Below are 22,538 nucleotides of genomic sequence, written 5' to 3'. Positions count from 1 at the left end.
CGGTGGGCCCCCTGGCGCGGTCGCGTGGCGGGTGGGTGCGGTGGGTGCGGTGGGGCTGGTCGCCGTCAGGGCGAGGGGCGGTGGGTCAGGCGTCCGCGTCCACGCGGTGGGTGTCGCGCGCGCCGGGGGGCAGACTGCCGCGGCGGCTCCGGCCGGCGGCGATGACGGCGAGGACGACCGCGAGGCCGAGGATGGCCCCGCCGCGAAGCCACACCTCGGCCTCGATCTGCGTGGCGAGCACGACGCAGGAGGCGGCGCCCAGGACGGGCAGGACGACGGGGGCGCGGAAGTGGCCCGGCTCGCCGGGGTCGGAGCGCAGCGCCAGGGCCGCGGCGTTGACGAACAGGAAGACCACCAGGAGCAACAGGACCAGGGTGGAGGCCAGCGTGGCCACACTGCCCGTGAGGGCGAGCAGGAGGGCCGGCCCGGCGGTGGCGATGATCGCGACCCAGGGAGTGCGTCGGACGGGCAGTACCCGGGTGAGCACGCTGGGCAGCAGCCCGTCGCGGGCCATGCCGTACGCCAGGCGGGACGACATGATCCCGGTGAGCAGGGCGCCGTTGGCGACGGCCACCAGGGCGATCGCGCTGAAGAGGAGCGGGGGGACCCCGCCGGCGGCGCGGACGACTTCGAGGAGCGGCCCGCTGGAGTCGGCGAGCACCCCGGTGGGCACGGCGGCGGAGGCGGCGACGCCGACCAGGACGTAGACGACGCCGGCGGTGGCGAGCGCGCCGAAGAGGGCGCGCGGGTAGGAGCGGCCGGGGTCGCGGGTCTCCTCGGCGACGTTGACGGACGTCTCGAAGCCGACGAAGGAGTAGTAGGCGAGGACGGAACCGCTCAGCACGGCCGCCGCGGGATCTTCCTGCGGGGTGCCCAGCTCAAGGAGTCGCCCGGGGTCGCCCTCGCCCCGCAGCAACAGCCAGGCGCCGAGGGCCACGATGATCACCAACCCGCCGACCTCGACCAGCGTGGCGACGACGTTGGCCCGGGTGGACTCCCTGATGCCGCGCGCGTTGACCAGGCCCAGCAGGACGAGGAAGAGGCCGGCGACGAGAGCGACCGGCAGGGTGACGAAGGCGGTGAGGTAGTCGCCGGCGAAGCCGCGGGCCAGGGCGGCGACCGAGACGATCCCCGCCGCGAGCATGCAGAAGCCGGTGACGAACCCGGCCGCCGGTCCGAACGCCCGGGTGGCGTAGTGGGAGGACCCACCGGCCCGCGGGTACTTGGTCACCAGTTCGGCGTACGAGGCGGCGGTGAGCAGGGACAGCGCCAGCGCCACCAGCAACGGCACCCACACCGCCCCGCCGGACGCCGCGGCGACCTGCCCCACCAGCACGTACACCCCGGCCCCCAGCACGTCGCCGAGGATGAAGAAGTACAACAACGAGGTGCTCAGGGCGCGCCGCAGCGCGGGCTCGGGGGCTCTGGTGGGCGGCTTCGGGTGCGTGGACGGTCTCGCGTTCGCGTTCGGCATGCGCCCACGTGTCCCCGCTCCGCAGCGCCGTAAGCCCCCCGACGCGCGTGGCGGACCTCGCACCGCCGGCCTGGGGCGTCGTGCCGTGGGCGAGCCGGCACGGCGGCGAGAACCGCCCCGCTGGCCCCGGCGCGGTCGCCCGACACAAGCCGCCCGGCGCAGGCCGCCCGGGCACACGAGAGCCGGCCGTACGGCGCGGGGGGGAGGTACGCCGTACGGCCGGAGCCGGGGTGGATCAGCCGTAGTTGACGGCGTCGTTCACGTTGCTCTGCCAGTAGGTCACGTGCGGGTCGTTCACGTACGTGGTGCCGCCGGGGAGCTTCAGGACGACGCCGCGGCCGACGCTGCCCTGGTCGTTGGCGGAGTTGAAGTAGAGGCCGAGCTTGGAGGTGTGGTAGCCGTCCTTGCCGTCGTCGGCGGCCGACGAGGTCATCGCGGTGGCGTACGCGGACTGGCCGGGCTTGAGGGTGACCACGGACTGCGGCTTGGTGCTCTTCCACGGCTGCGCCGGGGACTGGGCCTCACCGAACTGCAGGTAGGCGTAGTTGTAGGCGTAGCAGGTCTTCTTGGACGTGTTCTTCGCGGTGATCAGCACGTGGTTGAGCGGGCGCTGCAACTTCTGCACGGTCACCTTGGTCTCCGCCGCCGTGCACGCGGCGGCCTTCGTGGCCTTGGTGCTGTGCGAACCGGCGGCCGTGGCCGAGCCGGCGCCGAACGCGGTGACCGTCACGGCCGCCACGGCGGCGAGTGCGGCGCCGCGCAGGACACGGGTGGAAGCGGCGGAAAGACGCATGACGTTCCTCCTGGGGTGGATAAGTGCGGGCTGTTCCCGACATCAACGAGCTTCCCCAATTGCCCTAACACGCCCCTAACAGTCGGTTGGCGAACCGACATCGCAACTCGTGCTTCTGGCAAGCGAGTCGGGTTCCGCCGCGTTAGGGGCGTGGTGTCCGCGTACGGGCGGACCGGGCGCACCGGCGCACCGGCCCGTCGGGTCACGCCAGGAGGTCGAGGGCGGTCCCGGTGCCGGCGGCTTCGGCCCGCTGGTAGGCCAGCCAGCTCAGGGCCAGGTCCTGCCAGGGCAGGCCGACCGGTGCGTAGACGGTGAGTCGCCGGCCGTGGGGGCGGGCGGGGGCCTCCCCACGGATGACCTCGCCGAGGGAGGCGGCGGCCGTGGACGCGGGCAACCCGGCGTTGGCGAGGGCGCCGTGGGTGGCGACCAGGGTGGCGTCGTCGACGACCAGTCGGGCGGAGCGGAGGACTTCGGGGGCCAGCTCCCGCTTGCCGGGTTCGTCGGCGCCGAGCGCGGTCAGGTGCTGGCCCGGCCGCAGGTCCGCCAGGTGCAGCAGGGGCTCGCGCGACCAGGTGGCCAGCACCACCACGTCCGCCTCGGCGGCCACCTCCGCCGGCGTGGCCGCCACGGTGCCGCCGTGTCGCCGCGCGAAGGCGCTCGCCCGTCCCGGGTCGGTGTCGTGGACGACGAGCCGGTCCCAGGAGCGCAGCGCGCGCAGCCCACGGAGGGTGAGTTCGGACTGGGCTCCGGCGCCGATCACGCCGACCGTATCGGCGCCGTCGGCGGCCGGTCGGGCGAGCAGGTCGGTGGCGAGGGCCGCGGCGAGGCCGGTGCGCCAGGCCGTGACGGTGGCGGAGTCGATCAACGCCAGCAGGGCGCCGTCGACGCCGCTGTGCAGGCAGATCACGCCCCGCAGGGCCGGGCTCGCGCCGGGGAACTTCGCGTTGACCTTGACCGTGTAGGCGGGCGTCCCGGGCAGCAACCCGGGCAACAGGGCCGTCGCCGTGCCGGGGAACGGCAGGTCGGTACGTACCCGCTGGCCCGGCAGGGCATCCTGCGCGGCGACGGAGAACCCCTCGCGCAGCGCCTGGACGCAGGCTGCCGGGTCCAGGAGTTCCAGCAGGTCCGTGCGGGTCAGGAGGCGCGTCATGCGGGTCAGGTTGTCACGCGGGTGCGGGGCGGGTGCGCGCGGGCGCGGGGCGGTTGCGCGGGGGCGCGGGGAGGGTGACGCCCGGGCGGGTGGCGGTTGCGCGGGGGCGCGGGGAGGGTGACGCCCAGGTGGGTGGCGGTTGCGCGGGGGCGCGGGGAGGGTGACGCCCAGGTGGGTGGCACCGGGGAGGGTGGCCCCTGGGGGTGGGTGGCATCGCGGCGTGAGTGACGTCGGGGGTGGGTGACGTCAGGGTGGCTGGTTTCGGGGGTGGGTGGCGTCGGGGTGGGCGTGCTACGTTCGGTCGCGTCACGTTTGGCTGCGCAGCCACCCACTGGGTCGGCTGCGGGACGAGAGGGGGAGGTGAGTCGATGGTCGCCGTAGAGGCCGCTGCCGTGTGCAGTGCCCGCCGGACCAACCTCACGTCCCGGGCCCCGGTCTGACCTGACGTTCTCCACTCCCACCCACCTGCCTTCGGCCTGTGGTCTGCTGGGGGCGAACGGTTCGCGTGCATCGGGGCCCCCGTTCAAGGGTCACTACGTTGCCTCAACCTTTTTCGGACCAACCCTCTTCACCCTCTTCACTCGTGCCCGCCTCGCCACGGTTGGCTTCGCCGTCGTCGCCGCGTCCGCCGTCCGCTCCCTCGCCGCGCCCCCGCGCGCGGGGCGGAGCGGAGGTACCGGGCCGTCCCGACGGCCCCGATCCGGTGACCGAGGCGCTCTTCGCCCTCCACCGTGGGCTGCCCCGGCAGGGGGCCGGCTCGGACGCCACCACCCGGCGCCTGCTGGAGTTGGCGGGGCCGCTGCCCGGGCGCCGGCCCCGGGTGCTCGACGCCGGCTGCGGGCCAGGCCGGGCCGCGCTGCTGCTGGCCGAGGAGGCCGGCGCGCGGGTCACCGCGGTCGACGTGCACCAACCCTTCCTGGACGAACTCACCGCCGCGGCGGCGAGCCGGGGCCTGGACGAGCGGATCACGGTGCTCAACCGCTCGATGGACCAGTTGCCCTTCCCCGATCACAGCTTCGACGTGATCTGGTCGGAGGGCGCGGTCTACACCGTCGGCTTCGAGACCGCCCTGCGCTCCTGGCGCCGGCTGCTCGCGCCCGGCGGCGTCCTCGTCGTCACCGAGATCGAGTGGACCACCAGCACCCCGTCGGCCCAGGCCCGGGCCTTCTGGGACCCCGTCTACCCGCTGCGTACCAGCGCCGCGAACGCCGACGCCGCCCGCGCCGCCGGGTACTGGGTGGACGCCCACTGGCCGCTGCCCGAGAGCGACTGGTGGAACGAGTACTACACGCCGCTCAGCGAGCGGATCGCCCGGGCCGACCCCGCCGATCCGGCCCACCCGGGGATGGGCCAGGCGCTGGCCGCGGCGCGCGCGGAGATCACCCTGCGGCGCCACCATGGCAGCGACTACGACTACGCCGGGTACGTCCTGCACCCCGACGACACCGCCCCGGGCGCCGCTCCCGGCGCCACCCTCGAGGCCAGCACCCACCCCGGCACCGCCCCCGACACCACGGCCGCGTCGACGATCGCGACCGCGACCGACGCCCACCTCCTCACGAACCGGAAGACCATGAACACCTCCTGGACGACGCGCCCCGAGACCACCGCCGACGTCACCGCCATCCGCGAGATCAACACGGCCGCCTTCCCCACCGACCTGGAGGCCGGCATCGTCGACGCGCTGCGCGCCGACCCCGAGGCGTGGATCGACGGGCTGTCCCTGCTCGCCGAGGCGCCCGACGGCACGCCCGTCGCCCACGCCCTGCTCACCCGTTGCCACGTCGACGGCGCCCCCGCGCTCACCCTGGGCCCGTGCGCCGTCCTGCCGTCCGCCCAGCGCACCGGCGCCGGCTCCGCCGCCATCCGGGCGGGGCTCGACGCGGCCCGCGCGCGGGGCGAGGGCCTCGTACTCGTGCTCGGGCACCCCGAGTACTACCCGCGGTTCGGCTTCACCCCGGCCTCCCGCTTCGGCATCCGCGCGCCCTTCGACGTCCCGGACGAGGCCATGATGGCCCTCGCCCTCGACCCCGCCCACCCGATCCCCACCGGCACCATCGAGTACCCCGCCGCCTTCGGCGTCTGATCCCGAACCCCGCCGTGCCGACGCCCCGCGCGTCGGCACGGCGGGCACGGCGGATACGACGGACACGGCGGGCACGACGCCGCACGGAACAGGAATCGCGCGCTGGGCGTGGCCCGGCGTGTTCGACGACGCAGGGAAAATGTACGAAGTTAACTATTTCCCGCGCCCTTTGCAGCCATAGCACAATTCCCCCCGAGTCACTAATCTGACTGCGGGCCGCTGAATTCGGGGGCGGCGTGCGCCCCGGAAGGAGAGCGGACTCATGAACGACCATTCCGCGCATGAATACCCGGTAGACCCCACCACGGATGTGGACCCCGAACAGCTCGCGGCGGCGGTGGCACGATCCTCGGACATCGCCCCGGCGCCCGAGGCCACCGATTCCCCCGACGGCGTCTCGGAGGTGCGTTCCGGCCACGCCGAGGCAGCCGCCGAGCCGGCGGCGCGCAGCTCGAATCGCGGCCCGGCCGTGCGCCGCCACCCCGGGCCAGCGGAAGCTGAGGGGTGAGTGACGTGCTGAAATTCCTCAACGGCTACTCCGCCAAGATCAACGTCATGATCGAACGCCTCGACAACGGCTGCCGGCCCGAGCCGTGGCGCAGAACGGGCTGGTGGGTGATCGAACCTGGCGGTTCGGCGGTCGCGTACGGCGGGGACCTCGCCGACGTCAACCGTTACTGGTACTGGTTCGCCTTCGCGACCGACGGCCGGAAATGGAGCGGCCCGTTCCCGGAGAACGTCCCGCATTCCGTGTTCGACTGGTGCCCCGACGTGGCGAGCAGCCCCTCGATGAATATCGGAATGCGCGAGCTGGACGTCAACGGAGCCGATGACAAGGTATTGCGACTGGTCCAGTAGTTCATTCACCCATTCCGTCTCCCGGCCCGCGAGTTCCCCACGCCGGCGTCGCGTCGCGGTACGGCGGGGTCCGAGGAGGTGATGTGGTGCCCGGCCCCTGGCGATAACTTCGTACGCTAACCGCTGAGTTGACGTACGAGGGGGCGGGCGATGGCCGAGGGTGCGGACGGTTCGTGTTCCCCAGCGGGGCAGGGCCCCGACCCCGCGTCCGGTGTGCGCTCTGCCGTGGCCGGGGGCAGCCGGTCGGTCGCGGCGGCGGGCGATCTGGGCATCGCGCTGTCCGGCGACGGCGGCCAGGTGATCGTGCACGGCGATGTGCTGGTCGGCGAACGGTCCCGGGGGTGGCGCTCCGGCTATCTGCTGGAAGTGCGCGAGATGCGGGCGCACCGGTTCGAGGGCCGCGCGGGCGAACTCGCCGCCATGGCCGCGTTCGCGACGGCAGCCGAGGGCGAGGCCGGCGGGTACTGGCGGTGGCTGGCGCCCGCGTGGACGGGGAAGACGGCGTTGATGGCCGAGTTCGTGCTGAACCCGCCCGAGCGCGTCGACGTGTTGGCCTTCTTCATCACCGCGCGGATGGCCGGCCGCGCGGACCGTACGGCCTTCCTGGACGCGCTCGGCGGGCAACTGCGGGGGTACCTGCGCGAGGGCGACGTCGAGTGCGCGACCCAGGGCGCGTTCCTGGACGGACTGGAGCGCGCGGCGGCGCAGGCGCGCGCTGCCGGGCGACGGATCGTGCTGGTCGTGGACGGGCTCGACGAGGACACCGGCGTACGCACCGGCAGCAGCGGCCACAGCATCGCCGCCCTGCTCCCCCGCACCCCGCCACCGGGGCTGCGGATCATCGTCGCCGGCCGGCCCAACCCGCCGGTCCCCGGCGACGTCCCCCGTAGTCACCCCCTGCGGGACCCGGGCATCGACCACCCGCTGGCCACCTCGCCCGCGGCCCGGGCCATGCGCGAGGACGCCGAGCGCAGCCTCGAAGCGATGCTGGACGCGGGCGGGCTCGGGCGGGAGTTGGTGGCCCTGACGGCGGCGGCCGGTGGCGGCCTCAGCGCCGCGGACCTGGCCGAGTTGACGGGCGACTCGCGCCGCCGCGTCGAACTCGCCCTCAGCGGCGTCATCGGCCGCTCCTTCCAACGCCGCCCCGCCCAGTGGGCCAAGGACGCCGACGGCCAACCCCTGCCCCTGTACTCGTTCGCCCACCAGGAACTGCTGGACGGGGCCCGCGACATCCTGAGCCCGGCGGCGCTGGCCGAACAGCGTGCGCGGGTGCACGCGTACGTGGCGAGGGCGCGGGAGGCGGGGTGGCCGCCGGAGACTTCGGAATACGCACTGGCGGGGTATACGCAGTTGCTGCGCGAGCTTCGGGACACGGGCCGGCTTGAGGCCCTGGCCCTCGACCAGGCGCGGCACGAGCGGCTGTGGCAGACCACGGGCACTGACAGCCAGGCCCTGACGGAGATCGCGGATGCGATGGGGTTGCACCGGGCGGTGGAGGACCCGGATGTGGCGGCGTGTGTGCGGTTGGCCTATCGGCGGGATCGGGTGTGGGAGAAGGCGGCGAGTGTTCCCGTTGGCGTCATCCTGACGTGGGCGCAGTTGGGGCAGGTGCGGCGGGCGTTGGCCGCAACGGGACACCGACGGGGAGAGTTTGACCTGCCGAAGTTACTGGGCGGCATAGCCTCGACGGTCGGTGACGACGCCGCTGCCGTAGCTCAGATTGTCACGGCGGCCCGCTCCATCGTCGAGCCCGTCACGCGTCTCTACGCAGTCGCCGACGTGGCCGAGAGGTTGGCCTCAACCGGTGATGAGAAGCAGGCCAGGCACCTCGCGCACGAGGTAGTCGACCTAGCGGACACGTTCAAGTCGCGGCCATGGCAGGTTGACGCGTTGACTGTCGCCGCCAGGGCCCTGGAGGCCACTGGGCAACGTCAGGACGCCGCCCAGTTCATGGAGCGGGCAGTCGCCCTCTCCCTGGGAGCTGCTGAGCCAGAGGAGCGCGACTCGTCACTCTTGTCCGTCGTGTCAGGGCTGGCCGAGGCCGGCGTGCGTACACAAGACGCTCACCTCACACAGCGATCCATCGGTCTCACCCAGTCCGTCCTGGCCCCAGGCGTCCGGTCGCGCGCCCTGGCACATATTGCTCTTGTGTTCGCCAGAAAGGGCAGACACAAGGAATCGTCTCACCTCATTCAGCAGGCCACCGATCTCGCCCACACCCTCGCAGGGCGTCAGGAGCGCGACCTGGCTCTTGCGCTCGTCTCCAGGGCTCTGGCCGCGAACGGTCAGTACGACGAGGCCAGAACCACTGTTCAGGCCATTGACGAGCCCCGCCAACAAGCCTTCTCATTGGTCGCCATCACCCGGTCACTGGCTGAGAAGGGGCGGTATGACGACGCGCTCCAACTCGTCCGCGCCCTCAGCCTTCCGGAAGAGCGAGGTGAGGGCCTGGGGGCTGTGGCGTACGAACTCGCGAAGTCGGGCGAGCGCGAACCTGCCGTGTGGCTCGCGGAGCAGGCACTCGACATCACGCGTACGCAAACAGACAGCCCGGGGCGTCGGGCATGGGCCCTTTCTCTCATCGCTTCTCACCTCTCGGGCGCCGGACGTCGGGCGCGGGCACTCCAGTTCGCCCGGCAGGCAGCCGATGTCGTGCACAGTATCGACGCTCCACACCGACAATCGAGCACACTGCATGATCTCGCCACGGCGTGGATTGCCGTGGGCGAGCACGAGCGCGTGACCGAACTGGCACAAGACGCCGCCGACCTGTGTCATGCCGCTATCCCTAGGCAGGACGCCTGGAAGCTGGCGGCAGCGGCTCGTACGTTCATCGCAGTCGAACGGTATGCGGAGGCCATCGCCCTCGTTCAGCCCATCACCGATCCTCAGTGGCAGGTGCGGGCGCTTGGTCCCGTAGTCGAGGCGCTGTCCGGCGCCGGTCTCCACGCGGAGGCAATCGAACTGGCACAGCGCGCATTCGACAGCAGGGAGGCACACGCCGACGCCGACCATCGGGCCCAGGCGTCTATCGTCCTGGTCAACGCATGGGCCTTGGCCGGGCAGGTGCGCGACGCACTGCGCGTCGCCCACGACATCGACCGCCCACAGGAGCGAGCCGAAAGTCTGGCCAACGTGGCGCGCATCCTCGCCACCGCTGGTGACCACGAGCGCGCCGCGCCCGTCATCCGTGAGGCGCTGGAGGCCATCCGCAGCGTGGACAGGCCCACCTATGCCGCGCTTGCGCAAGCCGTCGTCGTCGAGGCACTGATGGGGAACGGCCAGCCTGACGAGGCCCTCAGGCTGGCCCGGTCCATCACTGGCCACCTCGTCAACCAGGCGCAGGCCCTGGCCAGGGTCGCCGCCGGGTACGGCCCAACGCACCAGGGCCGGGCCCTACTCGCCGAGGCGCTGACGATCGGCGCGCCGCTGCCGATGGCGGCCGAGATCGCCCGCGTCTCACCCACCGCCCTCGAAGAACTGGCCCGATGCGTGGAAGCCGAGGTGGTGCACCCCGAGTCACCCGACAAGGGCACCCCTCAGGCCGAGTAACCCTTCGGCGGGACCAGGCTGGCCAGTTGGTCGAAGGACAGCCAGTACACCTGGTTGCCGCCGAAGGACGCCGGGTCGGCGATGAGGACCGTGCGGTTCGCGTCGTCGTAGCCGATGACGGTGAAGTAGTGGTAGATCGTCTGGTCCGACGGGTAGCCGGGGGGCTGGTTGCCTGGCGGGGCGACGATGTTGGTGACCAGCGGGTAGTTGTTGTCGATGTCGAGCACGATGTCGTGCCACAGCATGTCCTTCTGCTCCTGCGTGGGCGGGTCGTTCGGCATCTCCTTGGTCTCGTACCAGCCCGTGCCGAGGTTGGCGTTCAGCACGCCCGTCACCTGGCTGATGTGGTCCGTACCGGCCTCGGTCGTGCCGAGTTGGGCGGCCAGTTCGGCCTGGCTCGGGGCGGCGACGCGGGCCGAGAGGGCGATGCGGGTGGCGGCCGGGCCGCACCAGTAACCCGTCTCCTGGACCTGGTAGTCGACCGGGAGGGTGTGCGCGCTCGACGTGTGGACGCCGGCGATGGTGAGCCGGGTGCCCGGCTCGTTCCGGCCGCTGACGACCGCCGTGCCGGCCCGCGAGCCGTGGTCGAGCACATCGGGCACGTGGAGCGCCGAGGCGGGGTGTGGGGGTGTCGGGCGGGCCTGGGCCGTCGTGGCGGGGGCGAGGAGGGCGCCGGTCGCGGCGGTGGCGATGGCCGTGGCGAGCAGTCTCTTGCGCATGCGGACTCCTGGTGTGTGTGGGGGGATGTCGTACGAGGAAGGCGCGCGGGTCAGGGGATCGGCGGGACCGTGGGGCTCTCCTGGGCGAGCAGGTCGCGGGCGAACTGTTCCCACTGGGCGTACCGGTCGGGGAACGCCGAGACCTGGACGGCCTGGCAGACGTCGCCGGGCGGCATGGTCTGCCAGCCGTCGATCTGGAGGAGGCCCGGGTTGCTGCCGAAGGGGGCCACGCCGTAGAAGGACCTGGACGAGGTGGGCACGTCGGTGATCTGCTCCGGCGTGCCCCAGCCCGTGCTGGGGCGCTGCTGGAAGATGCCCAGGGAGTCGTGGTCGACGGGTACCAGGTAGTTGACGAACTTCGACTCCTGCATGGCGGTCATGAGCGCGATGACCTGGCCCTGTTCGGGGATGCCCGCGCCCTTGCCGACGCCGATGACGGTCCGCGCGTTGGCGAGTTCCTCGGGGCCGAGGTCGGCGGCCGTACGGAACGTCTGGTGCAGCTCCACGTCGGACGCCCGCTCCAGCGCCCGCGCGGTCGCCCGGTCGATGGTGCCGGTCCGGGGCAGGCCGTGCCGGGCCTGGAACCACTCCACGCCGTGCCCGGGGGCCGCTGGCCCGGCGGAGGCCGACACGTGGGGCGGGGTCGTGCGCGGCGTGGCCGCCTGGGCTGCGCCGGGCGTGCTGAGCAGGGCGCCGGCGGCAACCAGCGCGGCGGTGGCGGCGGTCGTCGCCGTCGGGCGGGTGGGGATGATGCGCAACGCCACTCCTCGTACGTTCGGGGTCGTCGTGGCATCCCCCGCCCGGTACGTGGGCGTACGCGGGCGCGCTCGCGCGCCGCGTCGTCCGCCGTCGACGGCCGCATCGGGGCGTACTCGATGCTCCGGCGTCGCCTGGACGACACATCGACGCCGCACGCACGGCACGTTGTGCGGACACAACGCGGTGGGGGGACGCGTGTGCAGCGGTCCGGCCAGCTTGCTGGCATGGGCATGCCACGCGCAACCCATCGGACGTGACGCGCGTAGTTCACCTACCCGGGGACAGCGTACGAACACGCGTCACCGACCGTCGCTGACCGGCCAGTTGCCGTGCCATCACGCGCCACGCCCCGCCCGCTCAGCCGCCGCGCAGGCCGTCCACCCGTTGGACGGGGCACCCTCCGCTCCACCCGGCGTTCAGCCCGATCCCCCCGCCCCCGTCACCCCGCCGACGGTTCGGCGGGGCGTGCGGCGACCGTGAAGAGGTGTTCGGGCCCGGGGTTCTCCAACTCGTCGAGGACCGCGACGGACAGGTCCTCGGCGCTGATCCACGAGGCGCCGTCGGCGTCGGTCAGCAGCGTGTCGGTGCCGCGCCGGTAACGTCCCGTACGCGCCCCCGGGTTGAGCTGGGCCGGCGGGCACAGGTACGCCCACGGGCCACGCGCGTCGGCCCGGCAGGCGTGCAACTGGGCGATTCCGGCGGCGGCGACGGCCCGTATCGCGGGCGGCACGTACGCGGGGTCGTCGGCGACGAGGAGTTCGGGGTTCGCCGGGCTGCGCAGCGCGCCCGCGCCGCCGACCACCAGGACGGGGACGCCCAGCGGGCCCGCGATGGCCAGCACCGCGCGGGTGGCCCCGACCAGGAACTCCTGGTCGACCGGTTCGGTGCGCAGGGCCACCACGACCGCGTCGGCGGCGGGGCGGTTCGCCGAGCCGGCCAGCGCGGCGCGCAGGGCTCGCGGGTCGCCCGCGTCGACGGCGACCGCCGTCACGTACGGGTCGTCGCTGGTCGGCTTCCGCGCCAGGGCCAGCACCCGGTGCCCGCGCGCCCGCGCCTCGGCCACCACCCGGCTGCCCACCATGCCGGTGGCGCCCAGTACGGCGATCGTCATGGCGCCGTCCTTCCGCGCTGGCGCGCGGGCCGGCGCGTTCGTGGGTTCGGCGGGTGTCGCGGTCGGTGTGGGGTGGTGGGTCGTCATCGGGGTCGCCTCCGTCGTGAGTCGGTGGTGTGGGTGGCGTGGGTGGCGTGGGTGGCGTGGGTGGCGTGGGTGGTGTGGGTGGTGTGGGTGGTACGGGTCCTCGCCGTCGCGTGCGGCGTCATCGCGGCCGGCCTCCCGGCAGCGGGGCGCCCGGTATCGGAGCGCCCGGCTCCGGGGTCGCGCCCGGCTGCGGGGCGACCCGGCTCACGGAACGGTCGGCCTCCTGGCGTACGCCCACCGCCGACCGACCACCCGCCCGCGCCCGCACCGCACGCCGGGACAGCGGCGGGGCCGGGAACTGGGCGGCCAGCAGGGCGGCGAGGGCGAGCGCGAAGCCCAGGGCCTGGAGCGGGCGCAGCGACTCGCCGAGGAAGAGGCCGATGACCGTCGCGACCAGCGGCGACAGCAGCACCAGCGGCGCCGTCGCGCCGACCGGCAGTCGGCCGATGCCACGGAACCACAGCGTGTACGCGATCAGTCCACCCATGCTGCCCAGCCACAGGTAGCCGCCGACGGCCTCGGCGTCGATCCGTTCCGGCACGCCCTCGATCGCGAGGGTGAGTGGCAGCAACAGCAGTCCGCCGACCGCGAGTTGCCAGCCGGCCAGGGTGAGCGGGCCGACGCCGGCCGGGCGGCCCCAGCGCTTGGTGAGGACGACGCCGCCGGCCATGGCGGCCGTGCCGCCGAGCCCGGCGAGCACGCCGACGGCGTCGAGCCTGGCCTGCGGCCCGAGCACGACGAGCCCGACGCCGACCATGCCGGCCACCCCGCACAGCCAGCGCCAGGCCCCGGGCCGGTCACCGAGCGCCACCGTGGCCAGGCCCGCGACGAGGAGCGGCTGGGCGGCGCCGAGGGTGGCGGCGACGCCGCCGGGCAGGCGCTCGGCCGCCAGGAACAGCAGCGGGAACAGCGCGCCGATGTTGAGCACGCCGAGCACGGCGGCCTTCCACCACCAGTCCCCGCGCGGCAGCACCCGGGTGATCGCCAGCGCGAGCAGCCCGGCGGGCAGGGCGCGCAGCAGGCCGGCGAACAACGGGTGGCCCGGCGGGAGGAGTTCGGTGGTCACGGCGTACGTGGTGCCCCAGGACAGGGGCGCGAGCGCGGTCAGGGCGACGGTGGCCGCCCGCCGCGCGGACGGGCCGCGCGGCGGGCCCGGCGACCGGTCGGTCAGGGCATCCATGCGGGGAAGTCTGGGCCGCATCGGATCATGCACGCAAAGCATGGTTGCGATGGCTTCTATGAACCAACAGCATGGTTGGATGGATCTGCAACAGATGCGGTACGTCGTCGCCGTCGCCGAGACGCGCAACTTCACCCGCGCCGCCGAGCGCTGCTCCGTCGTGCAGTCGTCGCTCAGCCACCGGATCGCCAGCCTGGAGCGGGAGCTGGGGGTCACGCTGTTCGCCCGCTCCAGCCGGCGTACGGAGCTGACCAGCGCCGGGGCGGCCTTCCTCGCGCGGGCGCGGGAGTGCCTGGCCGCCGCCGACCGGGCGGTCGCCGACGCCGCCGCAGCGGCCGGGGTGGTGCGCGGCCGGCTGGCCGTGGGCGTGATCGTGACCACGGCCGCCGTGGACGTGCCCGAGCTGTTGCAGCGCTTCCGCGCCCGCCACCCGGACGTGCGGGTCCTGCTGCGGGCCGGCGGCAGCGACGAGTTGGTGGCCGCGATCCGCGCGGGCGACCTGGACGTCGCCTTCCTCGGCCTGCCGCGGGACGCGCGCCCGGCCGGCGTGGAGTCCCTCGTCCTCGACCACGACGAGCACGTGTTGGTGGTGCCGGCCGGGCACCGGCTCGCCGGGGCCCGGCGGGTCACGCTGCGCGAGGTGGCCGGGGAGACGTTCGTGGACTTCGTGGCCGGCACGGCCGCCCGGGCCCAGTCCGACCAGGCGTTCGCCGCCGCCGGGCTGGCCCGCGACGTGGCGTACGAGGCCGGCGTCGCCGAGCTGATCACCCGGCTGATCGCGCGCGAGCTGGGCATCGCGCTGCTGCCGTCCGCGTTCATCCGGCCGCTGGCGGCCGACGACCCGGCGCTCGCCCTGGTCCCGGTGGTCGACGGGCCGCGCCGCGTGGAGTACCTGGCCTGGAGCCGGTTCAACCCGAGCCCGGCCACCCGGGCGCTGCTGGACGTGCTCGGGGTGCGCGGGCCGACGGGGTGAGGTCTGCTGGAGAGGAGACCTCCTGCTTCGCTGAAGGGTGACCCTCATGGCTGACAGGCCCGCGATCGTTCTCGTCCACGGCTTCTGGGGCGGTGCCGCGCACTGGGCCAGGGTCATCACCGAACTGCGTCGCCGGGACTTCCGCTCGCTGCACGCGGTGGAGAACCCACTCACCTCGCTGGCCGACGACGCCGAACGCACCCGCAAGATGGTGCGGCAGATCGACGGCCCGGTGCTGCTGGTCGGCCACTCGTACGGAGGCGCGGTGATCACCGAGGTCGGCGACCTGCCCCAGGTCACCGGCCTGGTCTACATCGCCGCGTTCGCCCCGGACGCCGGGGAGAGCCCCGGCCAGATCAGCCAGGAGAAGCCTCCGGCGGCGTTCGAGAACATCGCCCCGGACTCCGACGGCTACCTGTGGATCAAGCAGGACGCCTTCCACGAGAGCTTCGCGCAGGACCTGCCGGCGGACGAGGCGCTGGTGATGGCCGTGACGCAGAAGGCGCCGCTGGGCTCGACGTTCGGCGACAACGTCACCGCGCCGGCCTGGCGCGCGAAGCCGACCTGGTACCAGGTCTCCACCAGCGACCGCATGATCCACCCCGACAACGAACGCCGGATGGCCCAGCGCATGAACCCGCGCAAGGTCATCGAACTGGACGCCAGCCACGCCTCGTTGGCCTCGCAGCCCGGCCCGGTCACCGACCTCATCGAGGAGGCCGCGAACACGCGCGCCTGACGGACGCCGCCCCGACACGGGTCGGCTGACGGGAGCGAGGCCGGGCTGGGCGCCCGGGACGCGTGCCGAGCGGCGCGCGGACGGCGCCCGGCCCGCCGCCTTTCCGCCCGCCCCCGCGGCGGCTCGGGGCTGCCACCGCGTTACCGCGACAGCGCCACGCTCCACCATCACGACTCCGCCGCAACGGAGTTGCCCCTGCCGTCACTCATGGGCACCTGCTAATCTTTCTTTGCATGTGCTGGACGTTGACATGAGAGACCCCACGCCGACGGGCGACGACCTGGTGCAGGTGCTGTCCACCCTGTCCAACCCGCACCGCCTGCGGGTCGTCGCGGCGCTCGCGGGCGGACGGAACTACGTGAGCCAACTGGCGCGCGAACTGGACATCAGCCGCGCGCTGCTCCAGGTCCACCTGAAGAAGCTGGAGGCCGCCGGCCTGGTGGTCTCCCAGTTGGAGCTGTCCGAGGACGGCAAGGCGATGAAGTTCTACGAGGTGCGTCCTTTCTCGGTCCACCTGACACCGGAGTACGTCATGGACGTCGTCCAGACGCTGACCATCGAGAAGGGACCACGGGGTTGAACGAGCACGAATGGCAGGAAGTCATAGGGACCATCGGCATCTTCGTCCTGCTCATCACCGTGGTCCTCACGGTCATCTGGCAGGTCGGCGCGAGCCGGCGGGCCAGGCTCCAGCTCGCCCGCGAGGGCGAGTACCAGCGCATCGCCGAGGCCGCCATCGCCGGGCAGCGGACGATCGAGCAGCAACTGGCCCAGATCGGCGGCCAGGTGGCCGACCTCCAGGGCCGTACGGACAAGATCGAGCGGGTGCTCAAGGACGTCGAGTAACCCTCCCCCGACCCAGGTCCTGGACCGTCCCAGGCGGTCCCGGACCGACATGCCCGGCCGCGTCTCCAGGCCGGAGTTTCCGGTCCTACGGGCCGGGTCCGGGCCTTCCCGATCACGGTTCCGGGCCGTCGAGCGGCAACTCGACGGCCCGGGCACGGGGAGCCGAACCACCTCGCCAGCGGCGACGTAACGCCCACCACCGGCGAGCTTGCGCGGGAACACTCCACCGAGAAAGAGGAGAGCAGCTCATGCTGCCCAGAATCAAGTCCGGCCAGCATCCGCCCGACGACGCCGGGCCGGACAGCGCGGCGTTACGGGAAGACCCCCACGCGGCCGGCCCGAACGATCCCCAGGCGGCCGGCCCGCACGACTCCCACGCGGCCGGCCCGCCCGCCTCCCGCGCCGCCGGGCGGGCCCGGCCGAGCCTGGTCGCGTCCGTCGCCGGATGGTCCGCCCGGCACCGGGCCGCGGCGATCACCGGGTGGCTCGCGCTGGTCGTGCTGGCCGTACTCGCCGGCGCCATGGCCGGCGGCCAGGAGGCCCGTTCGGTCGACCCCGGCGAGGCCGGGCGCGCGCAGGAGTGGGTGCGGACGCAGCACAGCGGCGACTCCATACGGGAGAACGTGCTGGTCACGTCGCGGAACGCCGGTGAGGCCCGGCGGTTCGCCGACCACGCCGAGCTGCGCGCGGCCACCGCCGACCTGGTGGCCGAGCTGCGCCGGGCGCCCGGGGCGGTACGGGACGTGGGCTCGCCCCTCGGCGCGCACGGCGCGCGCTGGCTCTCCCGGGACGGCCGCGCCGGCCTCGTCACCTTCGAAGTGGCGGGCCCGGACGAGGAGTTCAGGGCGCACTACGCGGCCGTCGAGCGCGCCGTCGACCAGGTGCGGGAGCGCCATCCGCGGGTCAGCCTGGCGCAGGCGGGTGACCACAGCCTCTCCGAGGCGATCAACGACGGCATCAAGGACGACCTCAGGACCGCCGAGGCCACCTCCCTGCCGCTCACCCTGCTGATCCTGCTCGTCGTCTTCGGCTCGCTGATCGCCGCGGGGCTGCCCCTGCTGCTGACGGCGACGACCGTGGTGGCCGCCTTCGGCCTGCTGCGACTGGTCACCCGGTGGGTGCCGTTCAACAGCGCGGCCTCCGCCATCGTGCTGCTCATCGGCATGGCCGTGGGCATCGACTACGCGCTGTTCTCGCTGCGCCGGGTGCGCGAGGAGCGGGCCGCCGGGCACGACGTGCGCACCGCGCTGGGCATCACCGCGCGCACCTCGGGGCACGCCATCGTGGCCTCCGGGCTGACCGTCATGGCCTGCGTGGTCGGCCTCCTGTTCACCGGCGTGGACGTCTTCAAGGGGCTGACCGCCGGCACGGTGCTGGTGGTCGGGCTCGCGGTGGTCAGCGCCGTCACGGTGTTGCCCGCGCTGCTCGCCGCGCTCGGGGACCGGGTCGACCGGGCCCGCGTCCCGTGGCTCGGCAAGCGCCGGATCGCCGCGCGGGAGTCCCGGCTGTGGGGCCGGGTGGCGCGGGCGGTCGTACGGCGGCCGGTGCTGACCGGCGCGAGCGCGGCGCTCACCCTGCTCGTCATGGCGCTGCCCGCGTTCGGGATGCGGCTCCAGGACGCCGCCGTGACCGCGAGCCTGCCGCCGGGCACCTCGGTCGCGGTGGACGCCGCCAACGAGGTGCAGCGCGCCTTCCCCGGGGCCGCCACCTCGGCCCGGGTGGTCATCGCGCGCACGGACGGCTCGGCGGCCGACACCCCCGCCGTGCGCGCCGGCGTCGACCGCCTGCACCAGCGGGCCGCCGCCAGCGGGGGCGCACTGCGCGAGCCGATCACGGCGGTGCCGGTCGGCGACGTGCTGGTGGTCCGGGTGCCGCTGGCCGGCGCCGTCACCGACCCGGTCGCCAACCGGGCCCTGTCGACCCTGCGCGAGCGGGCGCTGCCCGCCGCCTTCGGCCCGGTGCGGGGCGTCGACTACGCGGTGGCGGGCAAGACCGCCATGCCCCACGACTTCGCCGAGCGGGTGCGGGACCGGACCCCGTTCGTCTTCGCGTTCGTCCTCGGCCTCGCGTTCCTGCTGCTCGCGGTGGTCTTCCGGTCCTGGACCGTTCCGCTGGTGTCGATCCTGCTCAACCTGTTGTCGATCGGCGCCGCGTACGGGGCCATGGTCTGGGTGTTCCAGGACGGCCACCTGGAAGCGCCACTCGGGTTCACCTCGTACGGCGGGGTGGTGAGTTGGCTGCCGCTGTTCATGTTCGTCATCCTGTTCGGGCTGAGCATGGACTACCACATCTTCATCCTCAGCCGGGTCAGGGAGCGGTGGCTGGCGGGGGCGGAGCCGCGCGCGGCGGTCGTCGGCGGCGTCGCCGTCAGCGCCGGGGTGGTCAGCAGCGCGGCGCTCATCATGACGGGCGTCTTCACGGTCTTCCTGACCCTGTCCGCCATCGAGTACAAGATGCTGGGCCTCGGCATGGGGCTGGCCATCCTCATCGACGCGACGCTCGTGCGCGGGGTGCTGCTGCCGGCGGCGATGTCCCTGCTCGGCGACCGGGCCTGGCACCCGCCGCGCGGACCCCACCGCCCCCGGCCCGTCCCCGCGCCCCGCGACCGGCCGGCGGCGCGGTGACGGGCCCCCGCCACCGGGTGGCGGGACCGCCCGGCGGCGGGGCCCGTTACCCGGCGGCGGAGGCGGAGGTGGCCGGGGCCGGCCCGACGGGGAGGCGCTGGCATGCCGGCCCGACGGGCGGGGCGGTGGGATGCCGGCCGACGGGAGGGGCGGAGGCGGCGGGGCGGAGGCGCGCCCTGCCCCCGGAGGGACGCGCCGCCGGCGTCTCCACCCCTGGTTAGAGCAGGTGATCGCCCTGTGGCCCGATGCTCGGAGCGGGGGCGCGACCCTAGCCTGGCTGCATCATGCGACGAACTGACGACCGGCTCCTGCCGGCCCTGCTGCTCGGCGCCCAGGTGGCCGTCTGGCCCGGCGCCGCGTGGTTGCGCGGCGGCGCCCCGAGCGGCGCCGACCTGCTCGCGGCGGCCCTGGTGGGCGGCCTGGTGACGGTCGCGCTCGCGATCCGCCGGGCCCGTCCGGTGCCCGTGCTCGTGCTGGTCGCCGCCGGGTGCGCGATCGGCGCGCAGCCGCTGCCGACCGGGGCGCTGGCCGTGCTCGGCAGCGCCGGCGTCGCGTTGGCGCTGTTCTCGGTCGCCGTCGAGCGGGAGGCCACCACGGCGTGGCTGTGCGTCGGCACGCTCGCCCTGTGGCAGCTCGCGCACGGCCTCAGCCTGCACGGGCTCGGCGACAGCCAGGGCCTCGACCTGGTGTGGACGGCCCTGCTGTACGCGGCGGCGATCGGCGCGGGCCGGTACGCGCGCCGGGCGCGGGCCGCGCGGCGGGCCGCCGAGGCGCGGCTGCGCCAGGCCAGGGCCGAACGGCACCGGCTGCCGGCGGCCGAGCGGCGCCGTATGGAGCGCGAGTTGCACGACGTCAGCGCCCACCACCTCACGGCCGTGGTCGTCACGGTCGAGGCCGCGCTCGGGCTGCGCGAGCGCCGGCCCGAGCTGGCGCGGGAGGCGTTGACGTTCGCCGCCGAGACCGGTCGCGAGGTGACGCGGGCGCTCGGCGCGGTGCGCGCGCCGGCGCCCTCGCCGCAGGACCACCCGGCGCCTCGGGAGCGGCTGCGGGAGCTGGTGGCCGGCTTCCGCGCCCTCGGCCAGCCGGTGACGGTCGAGGCGGAGTCCCTGCCGGACGGCGTGCTCGGCGACACCGCGTACGGCATCGTCCGGGAGGCGCTGACCAACGCGGTACGGCACGCCCCGGGCGCCGCCACCACGGTCCGGTGCGCCCACGGCGACTCCCGCACCGACATCGTGGTGCGCAACGCGCCGCCCGCCGCACCCGGCCCCGGCACACCGCCCGGCCGGGGCCTCGGAGGCGGACGCGGCCAGCACCTGCTGCGCGGCCGGGCCCGGGAGGCGGGCGGCACGCTGACCAGCGGGCCGACGCGGGACGGCGGGTGGGAGGTGCGCGCGGTGCTGCCGGGGCGCACCTCGGCTGCGCCGGTGGCGGCCGTCCCGCGCTCGTACCGGGTGGCCCAGTACGTCACCGCCGCGGCCCTGTGCCTCCAGCCGCTGTTGCCCACCCTCATCGTCCGGGACGAGCCGACGTCCACCGACGCGGGTGGCTCGGCCGGCGCGCTGTTCGCGCTGCTGGCCACCGCCCAGGTGCTCACGTTGTTGTGGCTGCGCCGGGCGCCACGGGCCACGCTCGCCGCGCTGCTCGCCCTCGCGCCGCTGTGGCCGGTGGCGATGGCCACGGGCGGGTACGCGGGGCCGGTGCTCCTGCCGCCGCTGCTCGGCACGCTCGCCACGGGCCTGGCGCTCGCCGCCGTGGCGGCGCGCGCCCCCGGGCACGCCGGGCCCCTCCCGCGCGCCGGCGTGCGAGACGGCCTGACCGGCCCGGGCGCGCTGACCGGCCGGGCGCTGACCCTGCCGCGCCGGGTCGTGCCGCGCCGGGTCGTGCCGCTCGTGGCCGCCAGCGTGCACGCGACCATGGCACTCGCCGCGGTGCTCGCCACCCGGTCCGCCGGTCGGGGTGGTGCCGGTGGTCACGCCGTCGGCACCGGTTGGGCGCTGGCCGGGGTCGGCGCGGCCGGGGCGGCGCTGGTGTGCGGGGCCGCCTGGGCCGGCGGCACCTGGTACGGCAGGCGGCGCCGGGTGGCGTCCGAGGCGCACCAGGACCGCGTCGCGGCCTGGACCGAGGAGGCCGTACGGGACGCCTGGGCCGAGCGGCGGCGCATCGCCGTCGGCCTGGAGACCACCGTGCTGGCCCGCACCGCCGACGTGGTCGAGGCGGCGGAGGCGGGCCGGCTCGCGCAGACCGCGGACCGGGCCCGCGACGCGCTCGCCGCCATGCGCGCCCTGCTCGACACGGTCCGCGTCGCGGAGGCCCGCGCCGAACGGCGTCCGCAACCCACGCTCCAGGCCCTCGACCTGCTCGTCCACCAGTGCCAGGCCACCGGTCGCCAGGTGCGGGCGCGGCTCACCGACCGGGTGCCCGAACGGCTGCCGGCCGCCGTGGACATCGCCGCCTACCGGGCCGCCGAGACCATCCTGCGGGCGGGCGGCGACGAGCCGGCCGCACTCGTACTCGACGCCAGGGACCACGTGCTGACCCTCACCGCGACCGGCGTGCCCCACGCCACCCGGCCCGCGTCGCGCGAGCGGCTCGCGGCGCGGGCCGACGCCCTCGGCGGCGGCCTGACCGTCACCGGGCCCGACGCGCTCGTACTGCGGCTGCCCCTCCCCGCGCCCGCACCGACGACGACCGAGCCGGGCGACGACCACCGCCCGCCCGCGCCGGACGCCCCGCTCCCCGTGGCCGACACCGCGCGGCCAGCCGGCGGCACCCCGCCCCACACCGAATCCGCCCCGACCCACCCCACCAACCGCGCTCAGCGCGCCGGCGACGGACCGCGCCCCACCACGGACGACCCGGGACCGGCCGCCCGGGAGCAGGAGGAGAACCGATGACGCTCAGCGTGCTGGTCGTGGACGACCAGGCGGTCGTCCGGGCGGGTTTCGCCGCCATCATCGACGCCGAGCCGGACATGACGGTCGTCGGCGAGGCCGGCGACGGCGCCGCCGCGGTCAGCCTCAGCGACCGGCTCGCGCCGGACGTGATCGTGATGGACATCCGGATGCCCGGCATCGACGGCATCACCGCCACCCGGGTCCTGACCGGGCGCCAGGACCCGCCGCGCGTCCTCGTACTGACCACGTTCGACCTCGACGCCTACGTCTTCGAGGCGCTGCGCGCCGGCGCGTCCGGTTTCCTGCTGAAGGACGTGCGGGCCGCCGAACTGCTGGACGGCATCCGGGTCGTGGCGGGCGGCGAGAGCGTGCTGGCCCCCTCGGCCACCCGTCGACTCATCGCCCACTACGCCACCGGCCCCCGGCCCGGCGGGGACGCGTCGGCCATCGACCAACTGACCGCGCGGGAGCGCTACGTGCTCTCCCTGGTCGCCACGGGCCTGAACAACACGGAGATCGCCACCGAACTCGGCATCGCCATCGGCACCGTCAAGTCCCACGTCAACGCGCTGCTGCGGAAGCTCGCGGTGCGGGACCGGGTGCAGGCGACGATCCTCGCGTACGACGTCGGCCTGGTCCGCCCGACCCCGCCGCCCCCACCCGCCTGAGCCCCCCACCCGCCTGACCGCC

At 74.5% G+C, this 22,538-nt stretch carries 18 protein-coding genes; 11 read left to right on the top strand and 7 right to left on the bottom strand.

Annotation, left to right across the window (positions count from 1 at the left end):
• Nucleotides 1–85: 85 nt before the first annotated feature.
• From AC3CHW_RS17615 to AC3CHW_RS17605, 3 genes are all read right to left on the bottom strand, one after another.
• A complete protein-coding gene (locus AC3CHW_RS17615; RefSeq protein ID WP_398608216.1) occupies nt 86–1,474 on the bottom strand; it encodes an APC family permease in 1,389 nt (462 codons plus the stop codon).
• A gap of 235 nt (nt 1,475–1,709) precedes the next feature.
• Complete coding sequence (locus AC3CHW_RS17610) at nt 1,710–2,267, bottom strand: DUF4232 domain-containing protein (protein ID WP_488467071.1); 558 nt, start codon at nt 2,265–2,267, stop codon at nt 1,710–1,712.
• Nucleotides 2,268–2,469: 202 nt separating this feature from the next.
• Complete coding sequence (locus AC3CHW_RS17605) at nt 2,470–3,417, bottom strand: ornithine cyclodeaminase family protein (protein ID WP_488467070.1); 948 nt, start codon at nt 3,415–3,417, stop codon at nt 2,470–2,472.
• A 703-nt stretch (nt 3,418–4,120) separates the two neighbouring features.
• Here AC3CHW_RS17605 and AC3CHW_RS17600 point away from each other — a divergent pair.
• The 4 genes from AC3CHW_RS17600 to AC3CHW_RS17585 all read left to right on the top strand — a co-directional run bounded on the left by AC3CHW_RS17600 (nt 4,121) and on the right by AC3CHW_RS17585 (nt 9,913).
• The gene (locus AC3CHW_RS17600) at nt 4,121–5,503 is read left to right on the top strand and encodes a GNAT family N-acetyltransferase (RefSeq protein WP_488467069.1); all 1,383 of its coding nucleotides are present in this window, start codon (nt 4,121–4,123) and stop codon (nt 5,501–5,503) included.
• Between the two features lie 262 nt (nt 5,504–5,765).
• On the top strand, nt 5,766–6,011 hold the full coding sequence (locus AC3CHW_RS17595; protein ID WP_398608220.1) for a hypothetical protein: 246 nt from the start codon (nt 5,766–5,768) through the stop codon (nt 6,009–6,011).
• The gene (locus AC3CHW_RS17590; RefSeq protein WP_459246609.1) at nt 6,008–6,361 is read left to right on the top strand and encodes a DUF1036 domain-containing protein; all 354 of its coding nucleotides are present in this window, start codon (nt 6,008–6,010) and stop codon (nt 6,359–6,361) included. Before AC3CHW_RS17595 ends, AC3CHW_RS17590 begins: the two co-directional genes overlap by 4 nt.
• A gap of 150 nt (nt 6,362–6,511) precedes the next feature.
• The gene (locus AC3CHW_RS17585; protein WP_488467068.1) at nt 6,512–9,913 is read left to right on the top strand and encodes a hypothetical protein; all 3,402 of its coding nucleotides are present in this window, start codon (nt 6,512–6,514) and stop codon (nt 9,911–9,913) included.
• Here the strand turns inward: AC3CHW_RS17585 and AC3CHW_RS17580 are convergent.
• The 4 genes from AC3CHW_RS17580 to AC3CHW_RS17565 form a co-directional block, all read right to left on the bottom strand.
• On the bottom strand, nt 9,901–10,632 hold the full coding sequence (locus tag AC3CHW_RS17580; protein WP_488467067.1) for a C39 family peptidase: 732 nt from the start codon (nt 10,630–10,632) through the stop codon (nt 9,901–9,903). The genes AC3CHW_RS17585 and AC3CHW_RS17580 overlap by 13 nt on opposite strands.
• 50 nt (nt 10,633–10,682) lie before the next feature.
• Nucleotides 10,683–11,390, bottom strand: a complete 708-nt coding sequence (locus AC3CHW_RS17575) for a peptidoglycan-binding domain-containing protein (protein WP_488467066.1) — start codon at nt 11,388–11,390, stop codon at nt 10,683–10,685.
• 440 nt (nt 11,391–11,830) lie between these two features.
• Nucleotides 11,831–12,502: an NAD(P)-dependent oxidoreductase gene (locus AC3CHW_RS17570; RefSeq protein WP_488467065.1), complete on the bottom strand. Its 672-nt coding sequence runs from the start codon at nt 12,500–12,502 to the stop codon at nt 11,831–11,833.
• A 205-nt stretch (nt 12,503–12,707) separates the two neighbouring features.
• Entirely contained in the window at nt 12,708–13,769 is a 1,062-nt protein-coding gene (locus AC3CHW_RS17565) for an EamA family transporter (protein WP_488467064.1), read from the bottom strand.
• A gap of 79 nt (nt 13,770–13,848) precedes the next feature.
• Between AC3CHW_RS17565 and AC3CHW_RS17560 the strand changes: the two genes are divergently transcribed.
• From AC3CHW_RS17560 to AC3CHW_RS17530, 7 genes are all read left to right on the top strand, one after another.
• Nucleotides 13,849–14,742, top strand: coding sequence for a LysR family transcriptional regulator (locus AC3CHW_RS17560; protein ID WP_488467063.1), 894 nt, complete (start codon nt 13,849–13,851; stop codon nt 14,740–14,742).
• Nucleotides 14,743–14,788: 46 nt separating this feature from the next.
• The gene (locus AC3CHW_RS17555) at nt 14,789–15,481 is read left to right on the top strand and encodes an alpha/beta hydrolase (protein WP_398608226.1); all 693 of its coding nucleotides are present in this window, start codon (nt 14,789–14,791) and stop codon (nt 15,479–15,481) included.
• A gap of 250 nt (nt 15,482–15,731) precedes the next feature.
• The gene (locus AC3CHW_RS17550; protein ID WP_176162745.1) at nt 15,732–16,061 is read left to right on the top strand and encodes an ArsR/SmtB family transcription factor; all 330 of its coding nucleotides are present in this window, start codon (nt 15,732–15,734) and stop codon (nt 16,059–16,061) included.
• Nucleotides 16,058–16,327 (top strand): hypothetical protein, encoded by a 270-nt coding sequence (locus AC3CHW_RS17545; protein ID WP_176162746.1) that lies wholly within the window; start codon nt 16,058–16,060, stop codon nt 16,325–16,327. Before AC3CHW_RS17550 ends, AC3CHW_RS17545 begins: the two co-directional genes overlap by 4 nt.
• A 248-nt stretch (nt 16,328–16,575) precedes the next feature.
• A complete protein-coding gene (locus AC3CHW_RS17540; protein WP_488467062.1) occupies nt 16,576–18,951 on the top strand; it encodes an MMPL family transporter in 2,376 nt (791 codons plus the stop codon).
• A gap of 284 nt (nt 18,952–19,235) precedes the next feature.
• Entirely contained in the window at nt 19,236–21,848 is a 2,613-nt protein-coding gene (locus AC3CHW_RS17535) for a sensor histidine kinase (RefSeq protein ID WP_488467061.1), read from the top strand.
• Nucleotides 21,845–22,516, top strand: coding sequence for a response regulator (locus AC3CHW_RS17530; RefSeq protein ID WP_488467060.1), 672 nt, complete (start codon nt 21,845–21,847; stop codon nt 22,514–22,516). Before AC3CHW_RS17535 ends, AC3CHW_RS17530 begins: the two co-directional genes overlap by 4 nt.
• The last annotated feature ends 22 nt before the right edge of the window (nt 22,517–22,538 follow it).

The organism is Streptomyces sp. MGP-BFMKR1, from assembly GCF_057766585.1.
The sequence above is the reverse complement of the archived record's forward strand: the minus strand, read 5'-3'. Positions and strand labels throughout refer to the sequence as shown.

Bases quoted from the DNA above. Each gene is read 5' to 3' on its own strand.
- AC3CHW_RS17570 (WP_488467065.1), bottom strand. From the start codon at position 12,502: ATGACGATCGCCGTACTGGGCGCCACCGGCATGGTGGGCAGCCGGGTG.
- AC3CHW_RS17585 (WP_488467068.1), top strand. From the start codon at position 6,512: ATGGCCGAGGGTGCGGACGGTTCGTGTTCCCCAGCGGGGCAGGGCCCC.
- AC3CHW_RS17615 (WP_398608216.1), bottom strand. From the start codon at position 1,474: ATGCCGAACGCGAACGCGAGACCGTCCACGCACCCGAAGCCGCCCACC.
- AC3CHW_RS17550 (WP_176162745.1), top strand. From the start codon at position 15,732: ATGAGAGACCCCACGCCGACGGGCGACGACCTGGTGCAGGTGCTGTCC.
- AC3CHW_RS17540 (WP_488467062.1), top strand. From the start codon at position 16,576: ATGCTGCCCAGAATCAAGTCCGGCCAGCATCCGCCCGACGACGCCGGG.
- AC3CHW_RS17560 (WP_488467063.1), top strand. From the start codon at position 13,849: ATGGATCTGCAACAGATGCGGTACGTCGTCGCCGTCGCCGAGACGCGC.
- AC3CHW_RS17535 (WP_488467061.1), top strand. From the start codon at position 19,236: ATGCGACGAACTGACGACCGGCTCCTGCCGGCCCTGCTGCTCGGCGCC.
- AC3CHW_RS17595 (WP_398608220.1), top strand. From the start codon at position 5,766: ATGAACGACCATTCCGCGCATGAATACCCGGTAGACCCCACCACGGAT.
- AC3CHW_RS17610 (WP_488467071.1), bottom strand. From the start codon at position 2,267: ATGCGTCTTTCCGCCGCTTCCACCCGTGTCCTGCGCGGCGCCGCACTC.
- AC3CHW_RS17530 (WP_488467060.1), top strand. From the start codon at position 21,845: ATGACGCTCAGCGTGCTGGTCGTGGACGACCAGGCGGTCGTCCGGGCG.
- AC3CHW_RS17555 (WP_398608226.1), top strand. From the start codon at position 14,789: ATGGCTGACAGGCCCGCGATCGTTCTCGTCCACGGCTTCTGGGGCGGT.
- AC3CHW_RS17580 (WP_488467067.1), bottom strand. From the start codon at position 10,632: ATGCGCAAGAGACTGCTCGCCACGGCCATCGCCACCGCCGCGACCGGC.
- AC3CHW_RS17605 (WP_488467070.1), bottom strand. From the start codon at position 3,417: ATGACGCGCCTCCTGACCCGCACGGACCTGCTGGAACTCCTGGACCCG.
- AC3CHW_RS17565 (WP_488467064.1), bottom strand. From the start codon at position 13,769: ATGGATGCCCTGACCGACCGGTCGCCGGGCCCGCCGCGCGGCCCGTCC.